General features: G+C 66.1%; 28 protein-coding genes. 7 read left to right on the top strand and 21 right to left on the bottom strand.

Translation table 11 applies throughout. The annotated features are described in order from the left end of the window. Positions 1-8: 8 nt before the first annotated feature. Both J2X67_RS06535 and J2X67_RS06530 read right to left on the bottom strand, forming a co-directional pair. Positions 9-1,349: a pitrilysin family protein gene (locus J2X67_RS06535; RefSeq protein WP_309951596.1), complete on the bottom strand. Its 1,341-nt coding sequence runs from the start codon at positions 1,347-1,349 to the stop codon at positions 9-11. A gap of 14 nt (positions 1,350-1,363) precedes the next feature. Next, positions 1,364-2,848 (bottom strand): pitrilysin family protein, encoded by a 1,485-nt coding sequence (locus tag J2X67_RS06530; RefSeq protein ID WP_309951595.1) that lies wholly within the window; start codon positions 2,846-2,848, stop codon positions 1,364-1,366. Positions 2,849-2,877: 29 nt separating this feature from the next. On the opposite strand from J2X67_RS06530, the gene ftsY reads away from it, so the two are divergent. Next, the gene (ftsY, locus tag J2X67_RS06525) at positions 2,878-4,143 is read left to right on the top strand and encodes a signal recognition particle-docking protein FtsY (protein ID WP_309951593.1); all 1,266 of its coding nucleotides are present in this window, start codon (positions 2,878-2,880) and stop codon (positions 4,141-4,143) included. 38 nt (positions 4,144-4,181) lie between these two features. Here the strand turns inward: ftsY and J2X67_RS06520 are convergent, their stop codons facing one another. From J2X67_RS06520 to J2X67_RS06510, 3 genes are all read right to left on the bottom strand, one after another. Next, a complete protein-coding gene (locus J2X67_RS06520) occupies positions 4,182-5,204 on the bottom strand; it encodes a hypothetical protein (RefSeq protein WP_309951591.1) in 1,023 nt (340 codons plus the stop codon). Positions 5,205-5,283: 79 nt separating this feature from the next. Beyond that, a complete protein-coding gene (locus J2X67_RS06515; protein WP_309951589.1) occupies positions 5,284-7,062 on the bottom strand; it encodes a hybrid sensor histidine kinase/response regulator in 1,779 nt (592 codons plus the stop codon). After that, positions 7,059-7,769, bottom strand: coding sequence for a response regulator transcription factor (locus J2X67_RS06510; protein WP_309951587.1), 711 nt, complete (start codon positions 7,767-7,769; stop codon positions 7,059-7,061). Before J2X67_RS06510 ends, J2X67_RS06515 begins: the two co-directional genes overlap by 4 nt. Positions 7,770-7,938: 169 nt before the next feature. Here J2X67_RS06510 and J2X67_RS06505 point away from each other — a divergent pair, with 169 nt between their 5' ends. Next, on the top strand, positions 7,939-8,403 hold the full coding sequence (locus J2X67_RS06505; protein ID WP_309951585.1) for an Mpo1-like protein: 465 nt from the start codon (positions 7,939-7,941) through the stop codon (positions 8,401-8,403). A 33-nt stretch (positions 8,404-8,436) separates the two neighbouring features. On the opposite strand, the gene J2X67_RS06500 is transcribed toward J2X67_RS06505, so the two are convergent. Beyond that, on the bottom strand, positions 8,437-10,314 hold the full coding sequence (locus tag J2X67_RS06500; RefSeq protein ID WP_309951583.1) for a hypothetical protein: 1,878 nt from the start codon (positions 10,312-10,314) through the stop codon (positions 8,437-8,439). 265 nt (positions 10,315-10,579) lie between these two features. Between J2X67_RS06500 and rpoH the strand changes: the two genes are divergently transcribed. After that, positions 10,580-11,521, top strand: coding sequence for an RNA polymerase sigma factor RpoH (gene rpoH, locus J2X67_RS06495; RefSeq protein ID WP_281148366.1), 942 nt, complete (start codon positions 10,580-10,582; stop codon positions 11,519-11,521). 60 nt (positions 11,522-11,581) lie between these two features. Here the strand turns inward: rpoH and J2X67_RS06490 are convergent, their stop codons facing one another. From J2X67_RS06490 to J2X67_RS06465, 6 genes are read right to left on the bottom strand one after another with little or no spacing between them, the layout of a single operon-like run. After that, positions 11,582-12,421: a DNA alkylation repair protein gene (locus J2X67_RS06490; RefSeq protein WP_309951581.1), complete on the bottom strand. Its 840-nt coding sequence runs from the start codon at positions 12,419-12,421 to the stop codon at positions 11,582-11,584. A gap of 19 nt (positions 12,422-12,440) precedes the next feature. Then, positions 12,441-13,058, bottom strand: coding sequence for an SCO family protein (locus J2X67_RS06485; protein WP_309951576.1), 618 nt, complete (start codon positions 13,056-13,058; stop codon positions 12,441-12,443). A gap of 17 nt (positions 13,059-13,075) precedes the next feature. After that, on the bottom strand, positions 13,076-13,981 hold the full coding sequence (gene cyoE / locus J2X67_RS06480; RefSeq protein ID WP_309951574.1) for a heme o synthase: 906 nt from the start codon (positions 13,979-13,981) through the stop codon (positions 13,076-13,078). Further along, positions 13,978-15,183, bottom strand: a complete 1,206-nt coding sequence (locus J2X67_RS06475; protein WP_309951571.1) for a COX15/CtaA family protein — start codon at positions 15,181-15,183, stop codon at positions 13,978-13,980. The genes cyoE and J2X67_RS06475 overlap by 4 nt, the downstream gene beginning before the upstream one ends. 6 nt (positions 15,184-15,189) lie before the next feature. Beyond that, positions 15,190-15,873, bottom strand: a complete 684-nt coding sequence (locus J2X67_RS06470) for a hypothetical protein (RefSeq protein ID WP_309951568.1) — start codon at positions 15,871-15,873, stop codon at positions 15,190-15,192. Beyond that, positions 15,857-16,666, bottom strand: coding sequence for an SURF1 family protein (locus J2X67_RS06465; protein ID WP_309951565.1), 810 nt, complete (start codon positions 16,664-16,666; stop codon positions 15,857-15,859). The genes J2X67_RS06470 and J2X67_RS06465 overlap by 17 nt, the downstream gene beginning before the upstream one ends. Positions 16,667-16,702: 36 nt before the next feature. On the opposite strand from J2X67_RS06465, the gene J2X67_RS06460 reads away from it, so the two are divergent. Beyond that, complete coding sequence (locus tag J2X67_RS06460) at positions 16,703-16,924, top strand: twin transmembrane helix small protein (protein WP_281148359.1); 222 nt, start codon at positions 16,703-16,705, stop codon at positions 16,922-16,924. Between the two features lie 74 nt (positions 16,925-16,998). Here J2X67_RS06460 and J2X67_RS06455 read toward each other — a convergent pair whose 3' ends face one another. The 8 genes from J2X67_RS06455 to J2X67_RS06420 all read right to left on the bottom strand — a co-directional run bounded on the left by J2X67_RS06455 (position 16,999) and on the right by J2X67_RS06420 (position 23,511). Then, the gene (locus J2X67_RS06455; protein WP_309951561.1) at positions 16,999-17,880 is read right to left on the bottom strand and encodes a cytochrome c oxidase subunit 3; all 882 of its coding nucleotides are present in this window, start codon (positions 17,878-17,880) and stop codon (positions 16,999-17,001) included. Between the two features lie 75 nt (positions 17,881-17,955). Continuing rightward, complete coding sequence (locus J2X67_RS06450; protein ID WP_281148357.1) at positions 17,956-18,171, bottom strand: DUF2970 domain-containing protein; 216 nt, start codon at positions 18,169-18,171, stop codon at positions 17,956-17,958. Next, the gene (locus J2X67_RS06445; protein WP_281148356.1) at positions 18,168-18,794 is read right to left on the bottom strand and encodes a cytochrome c oxidase assembly protein; all 627 of its coding nucleotides are present in this window, start codon (positions 18,792-18,794) and stop codon (positions 18,168-18,170) included. Before J2X67_RS06445 ends, J2X67_RS06450 begins: the two co-directional genes overlap by 4 nt. A 19-nt stretch (positions 18,795-18,813) precedes the next feature. Beyond that, on the bottom strand, positions 18,814-18,939 hold the full coding sequence (locus tag J2X67_RS06440; protein ID WP_373423298.1) for a cytochrome oxidase small assembly protein: 126 nt from the start codon (positions 18,937-18,939) through the stop codon (positions 18,814-18,816). A 22-nt stretch (positions 18,940-18,961) separates the two neighbouring features. Continuing rightward, positions 18,962-20,599, bottom strand: a complete 1,638-nt coding sequence (gene ctaD, locus J2X67_RS06435; RefSeq protein ID WP_309951557.1) for a cytochrome c oxidase subunit I — start codon at positions 20,597-20,599, stop codon at positions 18,962-18,964. A 55-nt stretch (positions 20,600-20,654) separates the two neighbouring features. After that, entirely contained in the window at positions 20,655-21,833 is a 1,179-nt protein-coding gene (gene coxB, locus J2X67_RS06430; protein ID WP_309951555.1) for a cytochrome c oxidase subunit II, read from the bottom strand. Between the two features lie 59 nt (positions 21,834-21,892). Continuing rightward, a complete protein-coding gene (locus tag J2X67_RS06425; RefSeq protein WP_309951552.1) occupies positions 21,893-22,369 on the bottom strand; it encodes a DUF2244 domain-containing protein in 477 nt (158 codons plus the stop codon). 227 nt (positions 22,370-22,596) lie between these two features. Next, positions 22,597-23,511 (bottom strand): biotin synthase, encoded by a 915-nt coding sequence (locus J2X67_RS06420; protein WP_309951549.1) that lies wholly within the window; start codon positions 23,509-23,511, stop codon positions 22,597-22,599. A gap of 23 nt (positions 23,512-23,534) precedes the next feature. Between J2X67_RS06420 and J2X67_RS06415 the strand changes: the two genes are divergently transcribed. The 3 genes from J2X67_RS06415 to J2X67_RS06405 all read left to right on the top strand — a co-directional run bounded on the left by J2X67_RS06415 (position 23,535) and on the right by J2X67_RS06405 (position 25,162). Next, positions 23,535-24,251 carry a ComF family protein gene (locus J2X67_RS06415; RefSeq protein WP_309951547.1) on the top strand — a complete coding sequence of 239 codons (717 nt, stop codon included), beginning with the start codon at positions 23,535-23,537 and terminating at the stop codon, positions 24,249-24,251. A gap of 28 nt (positions 24,252-24,279) precedes the next feature. After that, positions 24,280-24,741 (top strand): tRNA (uridine(34)/cytosine(34)/5-carboxymethylaminomethyluridine(34)-2'-O)-methyltransferase TrmL, encoded by a 462-nt coding sequence (gene trmL / locus J2X67_RS06410; RefSeq protein WP_309951544.1) that lies wholly within the window; start codon positions 24,280-24,282, stop codon positions 24,739-24,741. 127 nt (positions 24,742-24,868) lie between these two features. Continuing rightward, entirely contained in the window at positions 24,869-25,162 is a 294-nt protein-coding gene (locus tag J2X67_RS06405; protein WP_309951540.1) for a DUF4148 domain-containing protein, read from the top strand. Positions 25,163-25,176: 14 nt separating this feature from the next. On the opposite strand, the gene J2X67_RS06400 is transcribed toward J2X67_RS06405, so the two are convergent. Further along, complete coding sequence (locus tag J2X67_RS06400) at positions 25,177-25,647, bottom strand: MaoC family dehydratase (RefSeq protein WP_309951538.1); 471 nt, start codon at positions 25,645-25,647, stop codon at positions 25,177-25,179. Positions 25,648-25,687 lie beyond the last annotated feature (40 nt).

Below are 25,687 nucleotides of genomic sequence, written 5' to 3'. Positions count from 1 at the left end.
CCGCCCGCTCACTTGCCGCCCACCACCACCGTCACCATGCGCTCGGGCTGCAGCTTGCGCGCAAACGCGGCGCGCACCTCTGCAGCAGTAACCGCATTCATGCGCGTGGTCCAGGTGTCGAGATAGTCGAGCGGCAAATCGTGCCAGGCGATGTTGGCCACGTTGCCGATGAGCTTCCGGTTGCTGTCCATCAAGAGCGGGAAGCCGCCGATCAGGTTGTCCTTGGCGGCCTTGAGCTCGGCGGCGGTCGGGCCTTCGGCCACAAACTTGGCAAGCACTTCGCGCGATATCTTTACCGCCTCTTCAGCCTGGTCGGGCCGCGTCTGGAAACCGATGCGGAAGGCCCCTGCGTCGAGCCCCGGCGAAAAGCCGCTGTAGACGCTGTAGGCCAGGCCGCGCTTCTCGCGCACTTCGTTGGTCAGCCGCGAAACGAACCCGCCGCCACCGAGCACGTAGTTGCCGAGCGTGAGCGCGAAGTGGTCCGGATCTTTACGCGCATAGCCGGGCTGGCCGATCAGCACATGGGCCTGGGCCGATGCGAACGGAATGCGTTCGTCCTTCGGCGCAGCCAGTGCGGCCACCGGCGCAACTGCCGGCAGCGGCGTGCAGGCCTCGGGGCCGGGCAGCCGCGAGAGCAGCGCCGAGGCCATGGCCTCCGCTTCCGCGCGGGTCACGGCGCCGACGATGCTGAGCTTGGCGCGGCACGGCACGATGAACTGCTGGTAGCGCTGACGCATTGCCGCCGTGTCGATGCGTGCCAGCGTGGCCTCGGTCACCTCCTGGCCGTAGGGGTGGCTGCCGTAGACGCTCTGCGCAAAAGCACGGCCCGCGATGGTCGCCGGCTTGGTGTTCGCCTCCTTGAGCGATGCATTGATGCGTTCGCGCTCGCGCTGCCACACGTCATCGGGAAACGCCGGCTCGCCGATCTCGCGCGAAGCCAGCGCAACAACCTTGGCCAGCAACGCCGGGTCGGAAAGGGTGCGCAGCGAGTAGCTGGCGCGATCGGTTCCGGCGCTGGCGTTGAACTCGGCGCCCAGGTCGGCCCAGGCTTCGCCCAGCGCGTTCTCGTCGAGCGCCGGTTCGCCGTTCTTGCCGGCGCGCACGCCCTTCTCGACCATGGTGGCCGTGACGCTGGCCAGGCCGGCCTGTGCGGCCGGATCGCGCCGGCTGCCCGCGTCGAAATCGATCTGCACGTCGACGATGGGCAGCGCCTGGGTCGACACCAGGTAGATCCTGGCGCCGCTTGCGAGCGTCCAGTGTTCGATGGGGAGCGCGGCCTGCGCAGCGCCTGCCAAAGCGGCAGCAACGGCGAACAGGGCGGGACGGAGGATTTTTTTCATTGTGATCATGCCGATCCGGTCCTTCAGCGCATCTCGCCCGCAGGGGCTGCAAAACCGCGTGGGCGGGGCTTGGCTTCCGGCGGCAAAGGACGCAAGGTGGCCACCGTGAGCTGGTCGTCGCCGAAGTATTTGGCGGCCACCGCCTGTACCTGGGCCGGGGTCACTGCCTGCAGCTTCGCAATGATGCGGGCGCTGGAATCCAGCGGAAGCCCCTGCACCCAGTTGCTTCCAAGTTCGCGGGCCTGCGCCATCACGGAATCGCGCTTGTAGGTTTCGCTGGCCACCCACTGAGTCTTGACGCGTGCGAGTTCGGCCTCGCCCACGCCGTCCCTGGCGATACGCGCCACCTGGGCCCGCAACGCCGCCTCGACTGCCTCGGGGGTTTTTCCGTTCGCCGGCACACCCACCAGCATGAACAGCTGCGGTCCGCGGCCGGCCAGGCCCGAATAGGCGCCGGCCGAGTCGGCCACGCGGTCGGGGCCTTGGGTCAAGGCACGATCGAGGCGTGCGCCGGAATAGCCGTCGAGCACGGCCGAGAGCACTTCGAGCGCCCATACGTCGCTGTCCGCATCATCGATTTTTTCCAGCTGCGGAATGCGGAAGGCAAGCGACACGTAGGCCTGCTCGGCGGGCGCCTTGAATTCGATGCGGCGGATGCCGCGCTGCGCGGGTTCGATGCGCGGCTTGCGCGGGGGCACTGCGCGGGCGGGAATGCCGCCATAGTATTTTTCGGCCAGGGCGCGCACTTGGGCCACGTCGACGTCGCCGACCACCACCACCGCCGCGTTGCCCGGCACATACCAGCGCCGGAAGAACTCGCGCGCGTCATCGGGCGTCATCGCGTCCAGGTCGCTCATCCAGCCGACCACGGGACGTTGGTAGGGCGAGGCTGTGAACACCGCGGCGTTCTGCTGTTCGCCAAGCAATGCGCGCGGCTGGTCTTCGGTGCGCATGCGGCGCTCTTCCTTGACCACTTCGATCTCGCGCTTGAACTCGTCGTCGGACCACTGGTTGTTGGCAAAACGGTCCGATTCGAGCTTCATGACCTGCTCGAGGCTGGCCACGGGAATCTGCTGGTAGTAGCCGGTGAAGTCGCGCGAGGTAAACGCGTTTTCCTGGCCGCCCAGGGCCGCCACGCGACGCGAGAACTCCCCAGGCTTGATGGCCTTGGTGCCCTTGAACATCATGTGCTCGAGCACATGGGCCACGCCCGAGGTGCCGTCGACCTCGTCGACGGAGCCCACGCGCACCCAGACCATCTGCACCGCGGTGGGGGCCCGCCGGTCGGGCAGCACCAGCAGCGTCATGCCGTTGGCAAGGGTGAACTGCTGGGGCGCGGGCGCGGCTGCGGCACTTGCGGGTGCAACGGGGGTGGAAGGGGTGGAAGCGGTTGAAGAGGCGGCGGGAGCCGGTGTGGACTGGGCCAGTACGGGCGCGGCCCACAGCGCGGAAAGCGCCACTGCCAGCACCGCACCAGACGCAGCACGGCGTGGCGAGGGGTGTTTCATAGAATGGGTCGGATTGTAAAAAGCTCCCGATGTTCAGTTTCTTCAAGAAAAAACCACCCGCCGAAGCTCCGGCCACACCGGCGCCCGCCCCGGCAGCTGAACCGTCACCGGCGCCCGAGCCCGCCCCTGCGCGCTCGGTGTTCTCGCCGTCGAGCTGGTTCGGCTCGAAGCCGGCCGTGGAGGAACCGGCGCCTCCACCGGTAATTGCGCCCGCGGCCTCACCGGCGCCTACGCCCGCACCGGCCACGCCCCCGACCGTGGCGCCGCCTGCTCCTGCGCCTGCAGAGCCCGCCGCCGCTGCGCCAGTGCCTGCGCCGGCACCGGTTCCAGTGCCTGCTCCCGCCGAGCCCCCTGCGCCGCAGCCAGCGCCCTCTGCAGAAGCCGCCCTGCCCGCCGAACGCAAAGGCTGGTTCGACAAGCTGAAAACCGGCCTGCGCAAGACGGGCACCGGAATCCAGGCGGTGTTCGTCAACGCGCAGATCGACGAAGCACTTTATGAAGAGCTCGAATCGGCCCTGCTGATGGCCGACGCGGGCGTCAAGGCCACCGAATTCCTGCTCGACGACTTGCGGGGCCGCGTAAAGCGCCAGATGGCCACGGACGCCGCGCAGGTAAAGAAGCTGCTGGCAGATGCCATCGCCGACTTGCTCAAGCCGCTCGAAAAGCCGCTGGTCATCGGCCAGTTCTCGCCGACAGTCATCATGGTGGCCGGCGTCAACGGCGCGGGCAAGACCACGTCCATCGGCAAGCTCACCAAGCATTTGGCCAACGAAGGCGCCTCGGTACTGCTTGCAGCGGCCGACACCTTCCGGGCGGCTGCGCGCGAGCAGCTGCTGGTCTGGGCCGACCGCAACACGGTCGAGATCGTCAGCCAGGAAGGCGGCGACCCTTCCGCGGTGAGCTTCGACGCGGTGACGGCCGGCAAGGCCCGCGGCAAGGACGTGGTGCTGGTCGACACCGCAGGCCGGCTGCCGACGCAGCTGCACCTGATGGACGAGCTCAAGAAGATCAAGCGCGTTGTCACCAAGGCCGACGCCACCGCGCCGCACGAGGTGCTGCTGGTGATCGACGGCAACACCGGGCAGAACGCCCTGGCGCAGGTGAGGGCCTTCGACGAAACCCTGGGCCTCACAGGCCTGGTGGTGACCAAGCTCGACGGCACGGCCAAGGGTGGCGTGCTCTGCGCCATTGCGCGCGAGCGGCCGATTCCGGTTTACTTCATCGGTGTGGGCGAGAAGCTGGAAGACCTCGAGACCTTCAACGCGCGCGAATTTGCGCATGCGCTGCTGGGCTAAGCGGCCGCCAGCAGCGCCCGCCGCTGCTCAGAAGCCGCTCAAAAGCCGAAGAGCGAACGGGTATCGCAGAGAAAACCGGTGCAGTTGGCCGGCCGGATATAGAGCGTCCTGATCTGCCCGCTTGGCAGCGCATAGTCGCCCACCAGCGCGTTGCCCTTGGCGCCTTCGGCATTCGCCTGCACGATGTAGTCCGCGCTGTTACCCGCGGGCTGCAGGTTCTGGTAGCTGAACGTGGCCGACTGCGACAGGTCTTTCTCGTAGAGCAACCTAGTGCCATCCGAAAAGACATAACCCGTCTTGAAGCGGAAGCCCCGGGCGCCCTGGGACTCGAGTTGTGCGAGGAAATCGGCGTCGCTGCCCGGCTGGCCCAGCGCCTCGTAGCCATAGGTTGCGCTGCCTTGCGAGTCCTTCTGGTACACCAGCACCGTGGTCCCGCCGACCATGTAGGCCCCGGCGACGCTGAAGTAGCCATTGCCGCCCTGTGCGTTGGCTTGCGCCAGATAGCCGGCGCTGTCGGCAGCCGCCGTCAGCACGGAATAGGTGTAGGTCGACGAGGAGTTGTTGTCCTTGCGATAGAGCGCGCGGATCTGGCCGCCAACCGCGTACGGTCCGCCCCACTTGAAGCCCCTGGCACCCTGCGCACTGAGCTGCGCCTGCAGGTCGGCCACGGAGCCGGTGTCGGGCAGCAGTTCGAAGGTGTAGGTGGTCTCCGCGTCTTTCACGTAGGCCTCTACGACCTCCACGCTCGCCGGGCCCGTGGTGAAAGCAAGGCCGCTGAAAAAGCGAAAGGCTCGTGCGCCCTGTGCATTCAGCCGGCTGAGAAACGCCGATGCATCGGCCGACGGCGTAAGGGCCTCGTACATGAAAGTGCGCGTGGCGGGAACCGGCGCCGGAGCGGGCGGCGGCGGGGCCGGCGGCGGTGGAGCGGGAGGAGCGGGCGCGGGTGCAGGTGCCGGCACTACCGGCAGACCGGCAAAGCCACCGCCACCCCCGCCGCCACCTCCTCCACCGCAGGCGGCCAGCGTCGCGGCGAGCGCCGATATCAATAGTTTTGCTTGCATGAAACTTCTCCCTGAGAACATTGATGTGTGAAACCGCACAAAGGTAAAGCGCGCCCCACTCGCACACCAGTGCCAAAAGTCATGGCGCACCAGCAGGCGCAAGTTCGCTCAGGGTTCGAAACAGCTTGCCGGCATCGACTGGCTTGAACAGCACGGCAACGCCGGACGCGCGGACGCGCTGCAAGCGGTCGGGTGCGGTTTCACCAGTAACCAGCAACAGGGGCATGCCGCTGCCGGAACGGCGGCGAAGGCGCAGGCCGGCGTCAAGCCCGTCGTTGCCCTCGGACAGGCGGTAGTCGCACACCAGCAGATCGAAGGGTTGCGCGTGGCGCTCCGCCCGCGCAATGGCGTTCTCCGCCTGCGTCTCGTCGGCCACGGCCTCCACATCTATGGACCAGGAGCGCAACAGTTCACTCATGGCCTCGCGGATTTCCGCCTCGTCGTCGACCAGCAGTACACGTCCCGGGAGCCTATGGGGCCCTGCGGCGCGCTGCCGGTGAGCCTCGGGCACTTGCGCGCTAAAGCCCGCCGCCGGTGCGGCACCGCGCAACACCACGCGAAAGTGCGTTCCCCGGCCGGGGCGCGAATGCACCTGCAGCGGATGGTCCAGCAGGCGCGACAGACGCTGCACGATCGACAGCCCGATACCCAGCCCTTGCGACCGGTCGCGGCCCGGATTGCCGACCTGGTAGAACTCTTCGAAGATGCGGCCCATCTGCTCAGGCGCAATGCCGACGCCCGTATCGCGCACTTCGATCCACACTGCGTCGCCGCGGGCCCGGGCCTGCACGGTCACGCCGCCGCTCACGGTGTACTTGAGCGCGTTGTCGATAAGGTTGGAAAGCAGGCGGTGCAGCAACTGCGGGTCGCTGCGCACCCACAATCCGCTCGCGCGCACGCGCAGCTGCAACGCCTTCTGCTCGGCCTGGGGCGAAAACATGTGGTTGAGCGGCAGGAACAAGGCGTCGAGCTGCACCGGCCGGATCTCCGGCGTAACCACGCCCGCATCGAGCCGCGAGACATCGAGCATTGTGTCCAGCGAGGTGCCCAATGCGTTCACCGCGCGCATCAGGCGCTCCGCATGGGCGCCTTCGGGGCGGCCGCGCAGTTCGTTCTCCAGCGCGGCGCCGAATAGCGCAATGGCATGCAGCGGCTGCCGCAAATCATGGCTGGCGCTGGCGAGGAAGCGGGTTTTTTCTTCGCTGGCACGTTCGGTGGCGGCGATCTGCTCCTCCAGCCGCACGGCCAGTGCTTCCTTTTCGAAGCGCAGGGCCAGCGAATCCGCCAGCAGTTGGTGTTCCTGCACGCCCACGCGCAGCATCAGAACGAGGTAGATCGTGGCAAAGGCCGCAAGAAAGAGATGGATGGAATCGCCCTGCCACGCCAGGGCGACGATCAGCCCGCCCATCATCGGCAGCGTGTGGCCGAACAGCGCCGCCTTCAGCGGCCGCAGCGACTGAACCGCGCGAGCGCAGTTGCCCATCATCACCACCATCAGCGCGGCCGTGACGGGCAGGTTGCCTGAGGGCACGAAGATCCATGGCGCCAGCGCATCGGCAAACCCGAGAAGCGTCACGATGCGGGTGATCTTGCGGGCCCACCAGGCGCTTTCCGACGCCGGCACCGACGGATTCCAGCGCGGCGTGAAATACATGCCCAGGTAGAGCGCCAGATGCAGCACCACAAACGGCAGCACCATCGGGTCGCCCAGCTGCAGGTACATGAACCCACCGAGCACAAGAACGAAGACCAGGCGCGCGAGAAAAGTCGCGTTGTAGTTGAAATACACCGAGGCCACGTGCTCGCGCAGCACCCGCTGGCTCAGCGGCGTGTCGGCGGCCACGGGCGGCGGGCTCAACGCAGGCTGCTGATCAATTGCGCGCGCGAACGCACGCCGAACAGCAGAAGGATGGTCGATACGTGGTTTTTCACCGTGCCTTCGCTCAGGTTTGCAATCTGGGCAATTTCCTTGTTCGCCTTGCCTTCGAGCACCCACTGCAGCACCTGCATCTGGCGCGGGGTGAGCTCTTGCCAGGCGCTGGCCTGCATCGATTCGATCTGGCCGCCGGGCGCTTTCATGAGAGGCGGAGGCGTGACTGCGGCCGCTTCCGCGTCGAGCAGCCCGCAGGCCCGGATAAAGCCCACCACCTCTTTCAGGTCTGCCGACTTCGGCAGGAAGGCGCTCGCACCCAACGCCAGCGCGCCCTGGGCCAGGGATGTGTTGCCCGTGCCCGAAAGCACCACGAGGCGCGCCGCCGGGTAGCGCAGGCGAAATTCGGCCAGGCCGCTGAGGCCATGGGTGTCCGGCAGCGCCAGGTCGAGCAGCACCAGGCCGATGGAATCCTGATGTTCTTCGTAGAGCGCAAGCGCATCGGCCGCATTGCCGGCTTCGAAAACTTCGATGCTCGCGCCGGAAGAAGCGGCCTGCGTCTGCACCAGTGCGCGCACGCCGAGACGCAGCAGATCGTGGTCGTCCACCACCAGGATCGCGGTACGCGCGCGGGCAAGGCCGGTTTCAGCAATGGAAGGCGGCGGCTGGGAGGAAGATTCGAGCGGAAGGGCCACGCGGCCGATCTTAGCGACGCGCGAAATGCGCAACAGTGTCCTAAGTCATGGCCCCATGAGGGGCGCCCAAAGATGGTTTTGCTGCGTTTTCAATAGCACTTGCCATCGCCTTTCGGCGAAGGCACCATGCAGGTACATCGCCGTACCGAGCGACGCTTTGGAGACAGACATGATGCACACCGCCGATGCCCCGGTGGCCGCAACAGACCGCAAGGTCGACCGGCTGCTTGCCCACTATGGCGAAAGCCACCGCCATCCGACCAACGAACTGATTCACTTCGTCGCGATCCCGGCCATCATGCTGAGCATCGTCGGGCTGTTGTTCGCGCTGCACCCGTGGGTGGCCTACGGCTTTGTGGCGGCCAGCCTGGTGTACTACGCCACCCTTCGCTCCCCCGCCTTCCTGATCACCATGCTGATCGGTACCGCGCTGGTGCTGGCAATAGTTCAGGCCATGGGCGCCCTTGTTCTGCCAATTTCCGCCGCCATCTTTGTCGTGGCGTGGGTCTTTCAGTTCATCGGGCACAAGATCGAGGGCCGGAAACCTTCGTTCTTCGAAGATATCCAATACCTCTGGGTGGGGCCGCTTTTCGTACTCTCGAGGCTGTTTTTGCGGTTGGGTATCCGCTGGTAAGCCCCACACCAGCGTGCGAGCCGCGAAGCGGATTTAGCGAATGACGAATACCACGTTGGCCAACACGTAGCCCACGGGGAGGAACACGCCGCCTCCCACGTATTGCAGCTCCAGCGAGTCTTGTTGCCCTCCGGAAATCGACCCGGCCGTGCCGAGGGTGGTCGAAGCGCGACGCGTACCGAGGTGGATAGCTGAGCCCGACTTGGCGGCGGCCACCTTCACGCCGTCGGCGCTGCTCGCGACCGCAGTCCAGGCACCGGCGTCGCTGGTCGCACGCCAGGTCCGGCCGCTGTCGCTGGACGCGTAGAGGCGACCACCGCTGGTGGCGGCCACGACGTAGCGGCCGTCGGCGGACGTGGCAATGCCTCGCCATTCCCGGTTGACGCTCTGCGCTTCCCACGTGGTACCCGAATCGGTGGAAATCCAGACGGCGCCCGTGTCCACGGTGGCGTACAGGATGCTGCCGTCCGCCGACGACGCCGCCGACCACCAGAATTGGCCGCTCGCGCGCGCGGTCCAGCTCACGCCATAGTCGGTCGAGACATACAGCTGGGCGCCATTGGTGGCCGCCACCAGAACCCGGCCATCGGCCGAAGAGGCCACGGCACGCCAGGCTCGGTTCGACTCACGCGCAGTCCAGCTGCTGCCGCCGTCCGAGGACGTCCAGATCTGCCCGAGGTAGGCGGTCGCGACCAGGCGCGACCCGTCGGCGGAACTGGCCACCGCGCTCCAGGCTCGGGAAGATCCGTCGTTGGCCCATGTGCTGCCGCCGTCGGTCGAGCGGAAAAGCGCACCGCCGTTGGTTGCGGCGAGCAGCGCAAGTCCATCGCTGGAAGAAGCGACGCCACTCCAGGTCTGTCCTGTGAGGCGCAGGCCCCAGGTCGCACCGGAATCGCTCGAGGTGTACAGATCGCCGCTGCTGGATGCTGCCGCCAGACGGGCGGCATCAGCGGACGAGGCCAGGCTGCTCCAGTTGCTGGTGAGCGCCCCCGAGCGCCAGTCGAAGTCCGATCCGCCGGGCAGGCCGCGCGTGTCGATGCGCTGCCCAGCGTTCTGCGCGATGGTCCACCCGCCGCTGCCCACCCCCACAACCTTGATCCAATCGCCCACCGTGGGCGCGGGCGGCAGGGTGAGCATGACGCCGGTGCTCGAATTCGCCTGATAGCCGGTGTTCGACTCGGTCTGGACACTCGAGGCGGTGACGTTGACCCAGCGCGTGTCGGCCGGCGCGGCCGCGCACACGTAGGCCGTGGCCGTGACCTCTGCGGCGTCGAGCACGCCGTTGGCGTTCAGGTCCAGCCCGGACTGCACGCGTTGACCGCCATAGGTGCAGGTGCTGCCCGGTGCTTCGGCGGCGAATGCGAGCAGGCTGTCGCGGCCATTCGACCCCGCAGCGCCCGTCGCACCCGGCCCACCGCCGCAGACGTAGGCCGAACTGGTCACCTCCGCATCCTCGAGCACGTCGTTGCGGTTCAGGTCCTTGCCGGCCAGCACTTGCGAGCCGCCCTGCGCGCAGTTGCCGCCGGCGGGCTCGGCCCGCATGCGCACCAGCGTGCTGAGGCCATCCACCCCGGCGGTGGCGTTGCAGATGTACTGGGTGGACGTGACTTCGCTGTCCGCGAGCACGTGATTGTTGTCGGCGTCCAGGCCGGCGTCGACGCGTGCGCCGCCCAAGGTGCAGTTTCCGCCGACGGCCTCGGACTTGACGCGCATCAGCACAGTGGATTCGCCGGATGTGCCGGCGGGCGAAGGCGTGGCGGGCTGCGGCGCGGTGGGAACGAAGAATGCCGCGTTACCCGCGCCACCTCCGCCTCCCCCTCCGCCGCAGGCGAACAGTGCCATAGAGGCGGTCAGCCCTGCGGCCAGGCGGGCATTGCGAATGATGCGGCAGGCGGGTCTGGAGGAAGGCATGAGCGGGTGCAATAGATATACACGAAGGCGCGACTTGGGCCGCGCGGCGAAACGCAACGCAACGGATTGTAAGAAATTGCTGCCGTGCGATGAAATCCCAAGGAGTTGGTAAAGGAACTCGCGGCATGATCCCGGAACCAACGTTCGTTGCATGGACAAGGTGATGCCATTGGCTATCGGCCCAATAGAGACTGAACGGGAACCCTTGCTTTAGCACTCCCTCTAATCGAGTGCTAATATGCCCAATACAAAGGAGTTTCCCCTGATGACCACGCTGTCTGGAGCCTCTGCCAACCAGCTCGCCGTTGCCAATCCATGGTCGATGGTGCCGCCGCTGGGCAACCTGGATGCTTATATTTCGGCCGCCAACCGCCTGCCGATGCTCACGCTCGAAGAAGAGCAGGGCTTCGCACGCCGTTTGCGCGACCACAACGACCTCGAAGCGGCTGGTGCGCTGATCCTCTCGCACCTGCGTCTCGTGGTTTCCATTTCGCGCCAATACCTGGGTTACGGCCTGCCTCACGGCGACCTGATCCAGGAGGGCAATGTCGGTCTCATGAAGGCCGTGAAGCGTTTCGACCCCGACCAGGGCGTGCGGCTCGTGAGCTACGCCATGCACTGGATCAAGGCCGAGATTCACGAGTACATCCTGAAGAACTGGCGCATGGTCAAGGTCGCCACGACCAAGGCCCAGCGCAAGCTGTTCTTCAACCTGCGCTCGATGAAGCAAGGCTTCAAAGCCGATTCGGCCGCAGCCGACAACGGCACGCACCGCGACACGCTGAGCCCCGACGAGGTGTCGCAAATGGCGACCCGGCTCAACGTCAAGCCCGAAGAAGTGCTTGAAATGGAAACCCGCCTGTCGGGCGGCGACGTGCTGCTCGATCCGGGTCCGTCGGACGACGGCGATGAAGCCTTCGGTCCGATCGCCTACCTGGCCGACGCCACGCAAGAACCGACCGCCCTGCTCGAATCGCAGCAGCGCGACCGGCTCTCGAGCGACGGTATCGCGACCGCGCTCGAGGCGCTGGACGAACGCAGCCGCCGCATCGTGGAAGAGCGCTGGCTCAAGGTCAACGACGACGGTTCGGGCGGCATGACGCTGCACGACCTTGCGGCGGTGTACGGCGTGAGCGCCGAGCGCATTCGCCAGATCGAAGTCGCGGCCATGAAGAAGATGAAGAAGGCGCTGGCCGAATACGCGTAAGCCCCGGTTCGGTTCTTCGCTCAGAAAAAAGCCCGGTCATGCCGGGCTTTTTTTATTCCTTCATGCCTGCTTCGAAAGCGTCCGCAGCGCGCGCTTGGCGATGTATCGGGTTGCCGGCGCGTCGGATTCGTCGATCCAGCGAGTGCAGAGCCGGTCGACCCATTCCGGCTGGGTCTTGCTCGCGTCGTTGAGCCAGTTGGCCACCGAGTTCTGCACATAACGGCTGGGGTCGGCGCGCAGCGGTTCGATGAGTGGCAGCGCCCGCCACGGTTCGGCCTTGAGCGCTTCGATCTGTGCACACCACACGCCGCGCGGGCGCGTGAGCTCGCTCGCAAAGCGGCGGATGTTCGGGTCGGCGTCGGCCGTCCAGGGTTGCAACAGCGCCAGCGATTCGTCGAGCGCGCCGATGACCGCGTCGCGCACCGCCATCCAGGCGATTTCGCGCACGCCGAAGTGCGGATCTGCGGCAAAGCGGCGCACCGCCTGCAGTTGAGCAGCCAGCGGCAAGCCCGAGAGCGCAACCCACTGCGCGGCCCAGCAGCGCGCAGCATCGCTCGCATGCGTGGCCAGCCGGTGCGCCACGGCGTCGCGCTCGGCGTGCAGCGCCGCCAGGTCGTAAAGAGCGCGCGCAATGTGGCCGTGCCGCTGCATCGGCTTGAACGCGCCGAGCATCGCGAGCGTGTCGGCCAGCCGCTCGCTCGCCGGATCCAGGCCGATGTGGCCCGCAACGCTGCGCGCAAGCTGCGGCAGCTCCAGCGCCAGAAATTCATTGAGGTTGACGGTTTCGAGCAAACCGCCGTTCAGCGCGTCCAGCACCTCGGGCGGGATGAGCGCGATGCGGAACGCGCCCTTGCGCGTCTTCAGGTGATCGACCGACGCAAAAGCAACGGCGGCGTCCATCGGCTGGGCCAGGGCCCGCTCAGGCCTTGAGCAGCGCCTTCACGTCGGAGACCATGGGCGCAACGCCAGTGCCATAGCGTGCGTAGAGCCGCACCCGGCCCTCGGTGTCGTAGACAAAGCTGGCCGCGGAATGGTCCATCGAGTAGCTGGTGGGGGTCTTGCCCTCGACCTTCTTGTAATAGACCTTGAAGTCCTTCGCGGTTGCAGCGAGTTGCTCGGCCGTGGGAATGAGCGCCACGAAGCCCGGGTCGAACGCGCCCATGTAGGCCTTGAGCACTTCGGGCGTGTCGCGCGCCGGATCGACCGTGACAAATACCACCTGCAGCTTGTTGCCGTCGCTTCCGAGTTGCTGCTTGACCTGCGCCATCTCGGTCATGGTGGTCGGGCAGACGTCGGGGCACTGCGCATAGCCGAAGAACAGCACCACCACCTTGCCCTTGAAATCGGCCATGGTGCGGACCTTGCCGTCGGCGTCCTTGAGAGAAAAGTCCTTGGCGTAGTCCGCCCCGGTAATGTCGACCGCATTGAAGCTCGGCCGGGGTTCGCTGCAGCCGGAAAGCCCGAGCCCGAAGGTGGCGGCAGCACCCGCCCACCCTGCACTGCCGACGATCAACCTGAGAGCATTTCGCTTGTTCATGGATACGGACATTTCGATCAACGGAGATAGTGGTCGACGAGCAATGCCGCGAACAGCACGCTCAGGTGAATCAGCGAAAACCTGAAGGTCTTGCGCGCCAGCGTGTCGGAATACTTGCGCCAGAGCGCAAAGGCATAGCCGGTGAATCCGATGCTCACGCCCACTGCCACCGCCAGGTAGAGCCAGCCGCTCATGCCGTAGATAAACGGCATCAGGCAGGCCGCGAAGAGGATGAATGTGTACAGCAGCACCTGCAACCGCGTGAACTCGTTGCCGTGGGTCACGGGCAACATTGGCAGGCCCGCCTTGCGGTAGTCCTCGACGCGATAGAGCGCCAGGGCCCAGAAGTGCGGCGGCGTCCAAAGAAAGATGATGAGAAACAGGATGAGGGCCTCCGGCCCCACATCGCCGGTCATTGCGGCCCAGCCCAGCACGGGCGGCATTGCTCCCGATGCGCCGCCGATCACGATGTTCTGCGGCGTCAGGGGCTTGAGGATGACGGTGTAGATCACGGCGTAGCCGACAAAGGTGGCAAAGGTAAGCCACATGGTGAGCGGGTTGACCTTGAACCACAGCAGCGCCGAGCCGGCCAGGCACAGCAGCGCCGAGAACACCAGCGCCTGCCGGTCGCTGAGCTGCCCGCGTGCCGTGGGTCGCCACGCGGTGCGCTTCATCTTGGCGTCGATACCCTTCTCGACCAGGCAGTTGAACGCCGCCGCCGCTCCGGCCACCAGCCAGATGCCTGCGCAAGCCAGCAGGGCACGTTGCACATCGGCCCACGTGGGCGCGCCCGGTACGGCCAGCACCATGCCTATGAGGGCGCAAAAAACAATCAGCTGCACCACGCGCGGCTTGGTCAGCGCATAGAACTGGCGCAGCACGTTGGCTGTGCTCGCCTGCTCCACGGAAATCGGCGTGCTCACGCGGTGGCCCCCCTCTGGTTGTCATGCAGGGCGCCGGGCGCCTTGTCTCTGTTGTGTACGGTTGCGGTGGCGGTCGCGCGGCGGCTTTCGCAAAGCGCCCAGGTCAGCACCACGGCCAGCGCCGCGGCACCTCCGGTGTGCAGCACGGCGGCGGCCAGCGGCCAGCCCAGCAGCACGTTGCCCAGGCCGGTAGCAAGCTGCAGCAAGGCCAGGCCCGCAAGCCAGCCCGCTTGAGGCCGCAGCGGCTCGATGCGGCGCAGCCGCCATGCGAGCACACCGAGTGCGGCAAACACCGCATAGGCCATCAGCCGGTGCACATAGTGAATGGCAGTGAGCGCCGAAAAATCGAGCGGCGCTCCGCTCCCGGTCACGCCCAGATGGCGCCAGATTTCAAAGCCCTGCGCAAAGTTCATCGGCGGCCACCAGCTGTCCTGGCAGGTCGGAAACTGGGTGCAGGCCAGCACGGCGTAATTGGTGCTGACCCAGCCGCCAAGCGCAATCTGCAGCAGGAGCAGCGCCGATGTGGCGATGAGGCCGTTGCGCAGCGCTGGCGATACGGCAGTGGGCAGGCGGTCCGCGGCGGCCTGGCGGTAGCGCACCGCCTGGATGCACAGCAGCACGAGCAGCACCACCGCGCCCAGCAAGTGAAGCGTGACGATGGCGGGAAAGAGCTTCCAGGTGACGGTAAGCGCACCGAATGCACCTTGCAGGCAGACCCAGACCAGCGTGAGCGCCGGCCACCACGCGCTGAGCGTGGCGTGTTCGCCCTCCGCCGGTACAGGCTGGCGCCGCCGCACCACCCACGTGGCTGCGGCCAGCGTGAGGATGAGCACCCCCACGCCTGTGGCCAGGTAGCGGTGGACCATCTCTACCCATGCCTTGCTGTGGGTGACCGGCCCGGTCGGCTGGGCCGACTGCGCCATCGCGATCTCGTGGCGCGCGCCCACCGGGCTTGCATTGCCGTAGCAACCAGGCCAGTCGGGGCAGCCCAGGCCCGAATCCGTAAGCCGGGTGAAGGCGCCGAAGAGCGTGAGATCGAAAGTGAGAAACAGCGTGAGCACGGTCAAGGCGTGCAGCCGGCGCGCCGGTCCTGCACCGGCATTGCGGCGCCACACCCACACCAGGGGGCCGAGCGCGATCAGCACGCCGGCCGCCATCAGCCAGGCGATCGGAGTGAGGTCGTAGAGCGAGCCGGTGTCCATGCGGTGTCAGCGGCCGGGTTCGTCCCAGGATGCGGAGGCGCGCAGCAGGCGGTCGAGGTCGCGCTTGGCGCGGCTGGCGCCCTTGGCATCCATGCCCGCCGGGAAACGCATCATCCAGTTGCCCATGGGATCGACCACATACAGGTGCTCGGCCAGCGAGTGGCCTTGCACGGGCGCAAACCATTTGGCGAGCTGCTCGGCCGGCACGCGCAGCACGGTGGCGCCGCGCAGGCCGTTGTCCAGGCGGGCGGGCACAGGCGCTGCATCGCTCACGAACCAGACACGGTCGAGCCGGTCTTTTTCGCGCCCCAGGCTTTCGCGCAACTGGCGCTGCAGGTAGAGCTGCTGTTCGCAAAGTGCATTGCAGGCCGCATCGGCCACGGCGACCAGCAGCCACTGGCCCTTGAGCGTCGCGATGTCGACCGATGCGCCATTGCGGTCGGTGGCGGTGAGTGCGGGCAGCACGCGCTGCGGATCGATCAGCTCGCCGTAGACGCTGCGGCCTTCGGGCCGAATCACGTAGTAGGTGAAGTAAGACGCGATGACGGGAGCGGCGCACATCAGCATTACCGCGATCATCTTCCAGCGCCCGACGACCGTGCGGCGGCCCTCGGCGCCGTCGAGTGCCTGGTTGGGCGACGGCATCGAGTGCACCGTCAGGCCCAGGGGTTCGTCAGAGGCTGCTTGCATCGTGTGTGCGGCGCCTGGAGCGGCGGAAGGGGGCAATGAATTGGAACCAGACATAGAGGATGACCACGAGGGCTGAGAGCCCGAACCACTGGAATGCATAGCCGTAGTGCTTCTCCAGACCCAGTGCGGGGGCCGGCCAGTCGCGCTGCAACCCCTCGGAAGCGGGGCCGACCTGCTGCAGCGACACGTCGGTGCGCAGCGGCAGCTTGGTTTCGGCGCGGAACGCTTCCAGGTCCAGATTCTGCCGGATGGGCGAAGACCCCTGGGCTTCCGGTGCCGAGGCGGCTGCGGCCGGCTTGCCGAGCTCGAACAAGTGGCCCGGCGGGGGTTCGATCAGCCCCGTGACTTCGACAATGCCGGGCGGCGTCTGGACCGCGCCCAATTGCATGCGGTCGTTGAAATTGCGTTGTACCCAGCCACGCTGCACCATCACCGTCTGGTCGCTTCCTTCGAGGGCGAACGGGGTCAGCACGTAAAACCCGGGCACGCCGTGCATCTGCCGGTTGTCCAGGTAAACCGTTTGCGGCGTCAGCCAGAGGCCGCGCAGCCGCACGGGCCGGTGCAACGCGCCAGCCGGCGCTTCCAGGGCCAGAAATTCGGCCTGGTCGAGCGGCGGCTTCTGCTTCTGGGCTTCGATCTCGGCCTGCAGCGCCTCTTTTTGCGCCGCGCGCGAAAGCTGCCAGCGTCCGAGCGACACCGTGGCGGCCAAAGTGAGCGCGGCCGCCAGCGTGACCAGCAGAAGGCGGCCCCGCCTGGGCGCACGCGCGGCGGAAGAAACGGGTTCCGGCGTCACTGGAAGGGATGAGGCGCGCGGCCGATAATCGGGGTCATGAAATACTTCGTCGCCCTGGCTTTTCTGGGCATCTTCGCGAGCCTTGCCTTCGCGCTCTTCTACATGCTGAAAGACGGGCGCAACGGGCGTGCCAAAAGCGGTGGCATGGCGCGCGCCCTCACCTTTCGGATCGGCATTTCGGTGGTTTTGTTCCTCTGCATGCTGCTCGCCTGGAAACTCGGCTACATCCAGCCCACCGGGCTCCCGGTCAGCAAGTAGATGGTGCTCGTTCCACGAGAACCATGAAAAAGGCGCCTTTCGGCGCCTTTTTGCTTGTATGCCGCGGGTTTCGCTCAAAGCCAGTAGACCAGCACGTAAAGGCCAAGCCACACCACGTCGACGAAGTGCCAGTACCAGGCCGCGCCTTCAAAGCCGAAATGGCGTTCCGGCGTGAAGTGGCCCTTTCGCAGGCGCAGCGTGATGAACAGCAGCATCAGCATGCCGATGAACACGTGCAAGCCGTGGAAGCCGGTCAGCATGAAGAAGGTCGAACCATAGGCACCCGAGCTGAGCTTGAGGTTCAGTTCGGTGTACAGGTGGAAGTATTCGTAGCCCTGCACGCCCAGGAAGACCAGGCCGAGCAGCACGGTGAGCCACATGAAGCGGATGCACTGGGCACGATGGCCGGCGCGCAGCGCATGGTGCGCAATGGTGAGCGTGACGCCCGAGCTCAGCAGGAGCGCGGTGTTGATCGTGGGCAGCCAGAACGGGCCGACGGTCTGGAACGGCTCGACGATGTCGGCCGGCGAGCCGGTTGCGCCGGCGGCAATGCTGGGCCACACGGCCTTGAAGTCGGGCCAGAGCAGCGCGTTGTCGAGACTGCCGAGCGCCGGCAGCGAGTGGGTACGGGTCCACCACAGCGCGGTAAAGAACGCACCGAAGAACATCACCTCGGAAAAGATGAACCAGCTCATGCTCCAGCGGTACGAGAGATCGATCTTGTGGCCGTACTGGCCGCTTTCGCTCTCGCCGATGGCAGCACTGAACCACACGAACAACGTGGCGAGCCACACGACCATGCCGAGCAGCAGCGACCACGCGCCCCATTGATGGCCATTGATCCACTGGCCGGCGCCAAGAATCACGAAGAACAGGCCGATCGAGGCCATGACCGGGTAGGCCGATGGCCCGGGCACAAAGTAGTAGGGCGTGGTGCCGTGGGTGGTTGAACTCATATCAGCTCCTGGCTTTCTTTCTTCTCTCGATTCAATTCGATGGGGTCTGGATGTCGGGGGCCCTGCGGGCTGTTTTCAGGGCGCAGCCACGTGGCGCACCAGCAGCACCAGGCCGACGATAAAAACGATGACCGCGGCAAATGCCACCGCGATGATGTGCAATGGGTTCAGCTTGGCCAGATCGTCCTGATAGGCGCTTTTCTTGCGCACCCCGAAGAACGACCAGCAGACGGCCTTCACCGTGTCCCACAGCGTGGCCTTGGGCGGCGGCGAATTCGGACCGGCGGTCACGAGCGGGGCTCATGGGCAGCATTGGAAACGGCAGCAACCGGGGCCGGAGGCGTCTTGCCGCCGACTTCGAAGAAGGTGTACGACAGCGTGATCGTCTTCACGTCCTTGGAGATCTTCGGATCGATGACGAATGCGACGGGCCACTGCTTCTTTTCGCCGGCGTCCAGGGTGTACTGGTTGAAGCAGAAGCACTCGAGCTTGTTGAAGTACGGAGCGGCCTGCTGCGGCGCATAGCTCGGAATGGCCTGCGCCGCCATGCGGCGGTTCTGCACATTCTGGAACTCGTACATCACCGTGTTCAGCTGGCCGGGGTGAACCTGCATCGTCCGCTCGGCGGGCTTGAAGTCCCAGAGGCCGCCGCGCACGTTGGAGTCGAACTCGACCGTGATGGTGCGGGTGGTGTCGACCTGCGAGTTGTCGGGCACGCGCACGTTCTTGCCGCCGCTCGCGCCGCCCGGCACCTCGAGCTCGTTGAGCGCGAGGATGTTGATGCCGGTCATTTCGCAGATGGCGCGGTAGAGCGGCACCAGGGCATAGCCGAACGCGAACATGCCGCAGGCCACCACGGCCAGCTTGCCGACCATGCGTACATTGGCGCGCTTGATGCGTTGACCGAGGCTCATGCGTACGGCTCCGTTCGCTTCAGCGTCCGCTGAACCAGATCATGCGGACCAGGAATCCGAGAAAGAACAGCACCGCGATGGAGGCCAGCGTGAGCCCCATGCGTCGGTTGTTCTTTCTTTGTTCGGGCGTGGTCATTGTCGTCATGCGGACTGCGGCCGTGAAGCGATCAGCCGATCACCTTGGTAGCGGTCGGGTCGAGCTTGGGCGGGTTCTCGAAAGTGTGGAAAGGCGCCGGCGACGGCACTTCCCACTCCAGGCCTTCAGCGGCTTCCCATGGCCTTTGCGGTGCCTTCTCGCCCTTGCCGAGCATGGTCGGCAGCACGATGAAGAAGAAGAAGTAGACCTGGGCAAGACCGAAGGCGAACGCACCGATCGATGCCACCGCGTTGAAGTCGGCAAACTGCATCGGGTAGTCGGCATAGCGGCGCGGCATGCCGGCCAGCCCCAGGAAGTGCATCGGGAAGAACGTGACGTTGAACGAGATCAGCGACCACCAGAAGTGGATCTTGCCGCGAGCTTCGCTGTACATCACGCCCGTCCACTTGGGCGCCCAGTAGTAGTAGCCCGCGAACATGGCATAGAGCGAGCCGGCCACCAGCACGTAGTGGAAGTGGGCCACGACGTAGTAGGTGTCCTGCAGCTGGATGTCGATGGGGGCGATGGCCAGGATGAGACCGGTGAAGCCGCCCATCGTGAACACGAAGATGAAGCCCACGGCAAACAGCATCGGGGTCTCGAACGTCATCGAGCCCTGCCACATGGTGGCGATCCAGTTGAAGATCTTCACGGCCGTAGGCACCGCGATCAGCATGGTCGCGTACATGAAGAACAGCTGGCCCGTGACCGGCATGCCGGTCGTGAACATGTGGTGCGCCCAGACGATGAACGAAAGAATCGCGATCGACGAGGTGGCGTACACCATCGAGGCGTAGCCGAACAGCTTCTTGCGCGAGAACGCCGGAACGATCTGGCTGATGATGCCGAAGGCCGGCAAGATCATGATGTAGACCTCGGGGTGACCGAAGAACCAGAAGATGTGCTGGTACATCACCGGGTCGCCGCCGCCGGCGGGGTTGAAGAAGCTGGTGCCGAAGTGGCGGTCGGTCAGCGTCATGGTGATGGCGCCTGCGAGCACGGGCATCACGGCAATCAGCAGGTAGGCGGTGATGAGCCAGGTCCAGCAGAACATCGGCATCTTCATCAGCGTCATGCCGGGGGCGCGCATGTTCAGGATGGTGACGATGATGTTGATCGAGCCCATGATCGACGAGGCGCCCATGATGTGCATCGCAAAGATGCCGGCGTCCATCGAGGGGCCCATTTGCAGCGTGAGCGGCGCGTACAGCGTCCAGCCCGCGGCGGGTGCGCCGCCAGGCATGAAGAACGAGCCCACGAGCATCAGCGCAGCAGGAATCAGCAGCCAGAAGCTGAAGTTGTTCATGCGCGCAAAGGCCATGTCGGATGCGCCGATCTGCAGCGGGATCATCCAGTTTGCGAAGCCCACGAACGCCGGCATGATGGCGCCGAACACCATGATCAGGCCGTGCATGGTGGTGAACTGGTTGAACAGCTCGGGGTTCACCAGCTGCAGGCCGGGCTGGAACAGCTCGGCGCGAATCAGGAGCGCGAGCACGCCGCCTACCATCAGCATCGTGAAGCTGAACAGCAGGTAGAGCGTACCGATGTCCTTGTGGTTGGTGGCGAACACCCAGCGGCGCCAGCCGGTGGGCGCTGCATGGTGCTCGTCGTGATCGTGTGCGTGGCCGTCGTGGGCGTGACCGTGGGGGTCGAGGACTGCACTCATTTCATTGTTCCTTGCAATTTCTTCGTCGCGGGGCGCTTTTGCTCGATCTTCACGATCACTTGCCGCGCAGGGCCAGAACTTCGGCCGGCTGCACCAGCTGGCCCGTCTTGTTCGACCAGCTGTTCTTGGTATAGGTGGCAACGGCGGCGAGGTCGGTGTCGCTCAGCTGCTTCCAGGAGGGCATTGCGCCATTGTTCTGGCCGTTGAGCAGCACCATCAGCTGCACCTTGTGGTCGGCGTCGACCACCTTGGGGCTGGCGTCGAGCGGCTTGATCGGGCCGGCACCCTTGCCGTTGGCCTGGTGGCAGGCTGCGCAGTTGGCGGCATAGACCTTCTCGCCGCGCGCCATCATGTCGGGCAGCGTCCAGACCTTGCTCGGATCGTCGAGCTTGGCGGCGGCTTCCTTGCGCTTGGTGTCGACCCATGCCGTGTAGTCGGCGGCCGAAACCACCTTCACATGGATGGGCATGTAGGCGTGTTCCTTGCCGCAGAGTTCCTGGCACTGGCCGTAGTAGTCGCCCACGGTTTCGGCGCGGAACCAGGTGTCGCGCACGAAGCCGGGAATAGCGTCCTGCTTGATGCCGAGCTGGGGCACCGCAAACGCGTGGATCACGTCGTTGGCGGTGGTGATGATGCGAACTTTCTTCTGCACCGGCACGACCAGCGGGTTGTCGACCTTGAACAGATAGTCGTCAGGCATCTGGCCCTTGGCGCCGGCGTCGGACATGGCGCGCTGCGAGCTGTCGAGCGTGGAGATGAAGGCCAGGCCTTCGCCTTCGCCGTTCAGGTAGTCGTAGCCCCACTTCCACTGGTAGCCGGTGGTCTTGATGGTGAGGTCGGCGTTGGTGGTGTCCTTCTGGGCCACCAGCACCTTGGTGGCGGGCAGCGCCATCACGATCACGATGATGAACGGCACGATGGTCCAGATGACCTCGACCACCACCGATTCATGGAAGTTGGCCGCCTTGTGGCCGACCGATTTGCGGTGCTTCCAGATGGAATAGAACATGACCGCGAACACGGCAACGAAGATGACCGTGCACAGGATCATCATCACCGTGTGCAGGAAATGCTGTTCCTGCGCAATCTTGGTAACGCCAAGCGGAAGATTCAGCTGGCGCACCGAAGGGCCGCCGGGCAGATCGTTGACTGCGTGCGCCGCGCCGCTGAAAGCCGCGCCGGCCGCCAGCAACAGATTCGCCGGCCTGTACTTGTTGCGCCAAATGCTCTTCATCGTGTTCACGTTTCTCAATTTTTTCAACAAACCCAACCGTGCCGTGCCGCGCGAGCCGTTCAGGCGCCACGCAACGCCATGCGAATCTCGCGCGCCAGTGCGGCTCGCAACTCCGGGCGTACATAGCGCCCCACCCTGACCGACCGACCCGGACCCGAGACCTCGATCAGCGAGCGATCGCCGGCCTGCGGTTCGATCCGCACCTGGTGCGGCAGAAATTCCGTGCGCTCGTAGTCTCCACCGTTCTCGAGCTCTACCACCAGCCGTCCGCCCTGCAACGCGATCTTTTCTCCATCGGTCGCGTGCCGCGCGTACAGCATGAATACGTAACCCACCGCCGCCAGTTCGAGCCACGCAAAGGGCAGCACCAGCGGCGCTCCGTGCAGCCAGAACGCCGTACCGATACCGAGCGATACCACGCACAGCGAGGCATAGAGCCAGCCCAGCTGGCTCGGCGTCACCGAGCAATTGCGCTTCAGGAACCAGTGGATGTTCTGGCCTGAAACGGTGGCAAAACGAAACACGGAATTCGACACGGGCGAGTTCAGCAAATCGGTGCGTCGACAACCGGCCAACCCCTTGTCTCCACAGGATCGGATAGCCCTCGTTCGCGGAACAACACCCGCGAGTTTCACGCAACGGCGGATTGTAGCGGGTAGACACAGGTGCCCGCCCGCAAGATGCGCAGCTCGAGGGGCTCGCCGCTTATTCGATAGCCTATGCGCTGCGCGCCGCGGTTTCGCCTTGGGAGCGGCCCGGCGGCTCAGCCCCCCGGCCGCCCGCGCTGCAGCATCGAGCGCATCTCGCGCAGCGACACCGCGCTCTCGGCCGAAAGCGCCACGCGCGGCGCCGGCTTGAAGGCGTGGCCATAGATGACTTCGAAGGTCAGCGCAATGCGCCCGCCGCCCTCTTCTGCCGGGGCCAATTCGGGCAGCGCCTGTTTGAGCGATTGGTGCCATGCCTTGCCGCGCAGCGCCGGAAAGCGCGCCGGATGCAGGTTGCGCCCGAGCGTGCGCAACTCGGCAAGCGCTGCCTCGGGCGTGGCCCAGGTAAGCACGATGCGTTCCATGTCCATCACCGGCTCGGCAAAGCCGGCGTGTACCAGCATGTCGCCCCAGTCGTGCATGTCGGTGTATTCGTGGCCCGCCGCCGGCCAGCCAAGCCGCGCGTGCAGCGCGCGCAATTCGCGCACGGTATCAGGGCCCAGGCACGAGAACATCAGGAAGCCGTCGGTCGCGACCAGCCGGTGCCACTGCGCAATGAGCGCCTCGGGGTCGGCGGCCATGTGCAGCGACATGTTGGCCCAGAGCAGATCGACTCCGTCTTCCGGCGGCGCATCGAAACGGGCCTTTCCGCCCTGCCAGCGGCGTGCGCTCCACCACGGCGCAGCCAGTACCTGGCTGGTCGCTGCGGCAAGCGCCGGCTCGGTTTCGATCACGAAGCAGGCAGCCTCGCGATAGCGCCGGGCCACGAGTTCGTGCGCCTCCATGCCGCCGCGAAGGGGTGCCCAGTCGGCCCAGGTGCGCGGCTGCGCCTTGATCCATTGCAGCCGGTCTTCCATGCGGCGGCCGATTTCCTCGTGCAGCCAGGGTGAGCCGTCGGCAGGCGCGAGCCGCCTCCAGCGTGCGGCCGCCGTGGGATCGATGGTCGGCGGTCTTCTTGCAGGGTCGGTGGCCATGGGGCCGTGAGTATATTGAGGCCATGTTCAGCCGTTGGGCCCGTCGGCCTTTGACCTCTCTGCTTGCACGGCTGCCCAGCCAGTGCGAGGTATGCCGTGCCTGGCCTTCCCGGCGCATTTGCGACGCCTGCGTGGCCCGTTTTGCGCCGCCGGCCGCCCGCTGCAGCAGCTGCGCGCTGGCTGTTCCCGAGGGCGTTGTGCGGTGCGGAGAATGCGTGGGCGATCCGCCGCCGCTCGATGCCTGTCTTGCGGCCTGCGACTACGCGTGGCCGTGGCCCGACTGCATCGCCCAGTTCAAGTTTCGCGGCGAGGCGGGCTGGGCCGGGCCCCTGTCGACGCTGATGCGCAGCGTGCCCTGGGTGGAGCCGGCGCTTGAACAATGCGACGCCGTGCTGCCGATGCCCATGGCGCCCGCCCGGCTGCGCGAGCGCGGCTTCAACCAGGCACTCGAACTCGCGCGCAGGCTGGCGCCCGCCAAGACCGATGCCGCGCTGCTCCTGCGTACCCGCGACACACCGGCGCAGATCGGCCTTGAGCGCGCCGAGCGCCTTCGCAACCTGCGCGGAGCCTTCGCGGTAGAGCCTATGCGCGCAAGCCAGCTGCAGGGCCGGCGCGTCGTGCTGGTCGACGACGTGATGACGACGGGCGCCTCCCTTTTCTCGGCGGCCGCGGCGCTGCGGCTGGCCGGCGCGGCCCACATCACGGCCGTGGTGCTCGCGCGGACCGGCTCGCCGCATTGAGCGGCCGCGCCGCCGCGACAATCGGCGCATGTTCCATATCGTCCTGGTCCACCCCGAAATTCCGCCGAATACGGGCAACGTGATCCGCCTGGCGGCCAATACCGGCTGCGCGCTGCATCTGGTCGAGCCGCTGGGCTTTTCGATGGACGACCGTCTGCTGCGCCGCGCCGGGCTCGACTATCACGAATACGCCGAGGTCAAGCGCCACGCCAGCTGGCAGGCCCTGCTCGACACCGAGCAGCCTGCCGCCGGGCGCATGTTTGCGCTTACCACGCGAGGCATGCGCGCCGTGCACGACGTTCGATTCCAGCCCGGCGACTGGCTGGTGTTCGGCTCGGAGACGAGCGGACTGCCACCGGCGGTGCGCGAAGGTTTTGCCGAGCCCCAGCGCCTGCGGCTGCCGATGCGCGAGGGGCAGCGCAGCCTCAATCTCTCGAATGCGGTGGCGGTAACCGTATTCGAAGCCTGGCGGCAAAACGGATTCGGCTGAAAAGGCGGCCCTTGCAGAGGCAACGGCGAATCCAACAGGCAAGAAGCACCGTATGACAGGCATGTCCGGTCGTCCGGCCGGGCATACGAGTGAGTCCATCCACCGCCTTGCCTCAAGGAGTTCCGCCATGAATGCCAAGTCAATTGCCTTTGCGACCTTTGCCGCCGTCGGCGTCTGTACCGGCGCCCAGGCCTTCCAGGGTGAACAGAATCCGCTGCCGCCGGCACCTTTCCAGTCGGCCCAGTCGCGCGCCGAAGTCCAGGCCCAGGCGCGCCAGCCGTTGCAAATCGGCAATGGCGGCACCGGCACCGCCGCCCCGACTGCCGGCACAACCGACCGCGCGGCTGTTCGCGCCGGCGCACTCGGCGTTACCCGCCAGGGCCCCGCCACTTACGGCGAAGTGACCGACCGCCGGATGTAGGAGGGAAAAACGCCTCAGCGGTAGCGGCGCACCACCGACTCCGCCACGCAGGCCGGCTTGGCCGCGCCTTCGAGCTCGATCGTGGTTTCCCAAGTCATCTGGATGCCGTCGTCCGCAATCGGCTCGGCGGTGAGCAGCTTCATGCGCGCCCGCAGCCGCTTGCCCACCGGCACCGGCGACATGAAGCGCACCCGGTTCAGCCCGTAGTTCACGCCCATGCGCGACTCGACCACGTCCAGAGCCGTCTCATAGAAACGCGGCAGCAGCGACAGCGTGAGAAAGCCGTGCGCAATCGGCCCGCCGAAGGGGCCCGCCTTGGCGCGCTCGACGTCGACATGAATCCACTGGTGGTCGCCCGTGGCTTCTGCGAACTGGTTCACCTGCTCCTGCGTGATGGTGATCCAGTCGCTCACGGCGACTTCCTGGCCAACGCAGGCGGCAAGATCCTGAAGGGTCTGGAATGTCTTTTTGGTCATGCGCGGCATTCTGGCGTCAACGGCGCTGGCGCGGGTGTCGGCACCGCGA

The sequence above is a fragment of the Variovorax sp. 3319 genome (assembly GCF_031456585.1).
Taxonomy (GTDB): domain Bacteria; phylum Pseudomonadota; class Gammaproteobacteria; order Burkholderiales; family Burkholderiaceae_C; genus Variovorax; species Variovorax paradoxus_P.
This window is presented reverse-complemented; position numbering and strand designations above follow the sequence as displayed.

Excerpts from the sequence above, each read along its gene's own strand:
- J2X67_RS06460 (WP_281148359.1), top strand. The coding sequence starts at position 16,703 with ATGAAATACTTCGTCGCCCTGGCTTTTCTGGGCATCTTCGCGAGCCTT.
- J2X67_RS06535 (WP_309951596.1), bottom strand. The coding sequence starts at position 1,349 with ATGATCACAATGAAAAAAATCCTCCGTCCCGCCCTGTTCGCCGTTGCT.
- J2X67_RS06470 (WP_309951568.1), bottom strand. The coding sequence starts at position 15,873 with ATGCAAGCAGCCTCTGACGAACCCCTGGGCCTGACGGTGCACTCGATG.
- rpoH (WP_281148366.1), top strand. The coding sequence starts at position 10,580 with ATGACCACGCTGTCTGGAGCCTCTGCCAACCAGCTCGCCGTTGCCAAT.
- ctaD (WP_309951557.1), bottom strand. The coding sequence starts at position 20,599 with ATGAGTGCAGTCCTCGACCCCCACGGTCACGCCCACGACGGCCACGCA.
- J2X67_RS06500 (WP_309951583.1), bottom strand. The coding sequence starts at position 10,314 with ATGCCTTCCTCCAGACCCGCCTGCCGCATCATTCGCAATGCCCGCCTG.
- J2X67_RS06440 (WP_373423298.1), bottom strand. The coding sequence starts at position 18,939 with ATGACGACAATGACCACGCCCGAACAAAGAAAGAACAACCGACGCATG.
- J2X67_RS06445 (WP_281148356.1), bottom strand. The coding sequence starts at position 18,794 with ATGAGCCTCGGTCAACGCATCAAGCGCGCCAATGTACGCATGGTCGGC.
- J2X67_RS06420 (WP_309951549.1), bottom strand. The coding sequence starts at position 23,511 with ATGGCCACCGACCCTGCAAGAAGACCGCCGACCATCGATCCCACGGCG.
- ftsY (WP_309951593.1), top strand. The coding sequence starts at position 2,878 with ATGTTCAGTTTCTTCAAGAAAAAACCACCCGCCGAAGCTCCGGCCACA.
- J2X67_RS06520 (WP_309951591.1), bottom strand. The coding sequence starts at position 5,204 with ATGCAAGCAAAACTATTGATATCGGCGCTCGCCGCGACGCTGGCCGCC.
- J2X67_RS06455 (WP_309951561.1), bottom strand. The coding sequence starts at position 17,880 with ATGAGTTCAACCACCCACGGCACCACGCCCTACTACTTTGTGCCCGGG.
- J2X67_RS06505 (WP_309951585.1), top strand. The coding sequence starts at position 7,939 with ATGATGCACACCGCCGATGCCCCGGTGGCCGCAACAGACCGCAAGGTC.
- J2X67_RS06400 (WP_309951538.1), bottom strand. The coding sequence starts at position 25,647 with ATGCCGCGCATGACCAAAAAGACATTCCAGACCCTTCAGGATCTTGCC.
- coxB (WP_309951555.1), bottom strand. The coding sequence starts at position 21,833 with ATGAAGAGCATTTGGCGCAACAAGTACAGGCCGGCGAATCTGTTGCTG.
- J2X67_RS06415 (WP_309951547.1), top strand. The coding sequence starts at position 23,535 with ATGTTCAGCCGTTGGGCCCGTCGGCCTTTGACCTCTCTGCTTGCACGG.
- trmL (WP_309951544.1), top strand. The coding sequence starts at position 24,280 with ATGTTCCATATCGTCCTGGTCCACCCCGAAATTCCGCCGAATACGGGC.
- J2X67_RS06485 (WP_309951576.1), bottom strand. The coding sequence starts at position 13,058 with ATGAACAAGCGAAATGCTCTCAGGTTGATCGTCGGCAGTGCAGGGTGG.
- J2X67_RS06530 (WP_309951595.1), bottom strand. The coding sequence starts at position 2,848 with ATGAAACACCCCTCGCCACGCCGTGCTGCGTCTGGTGCGGTGCTGGCA.
- J2X67_RS06490 (WP_309951581.1), bottom strand. The coding sequence starts at position 12,421 with ATGGACGCCGCCGTTGCTTTTGCGTCGGTCGATCACCTGAAGACGCGC.
- J2X67_RS06405 (WP_309951540.1), top strand. The coding sequence starts at position 24,869 with ATGAATGCCAAGTCAATTGCCTTTGCGACCTTTGCCGCCGTCGGCGTC.
- J2X67_RS06475 (WP_309951571.1), bottom strand. The coding sequence starts at position 15,183 with ATGGACACCGGCTCGCTCTACGACCTCACTCCGATCGCCTGGCTGATG.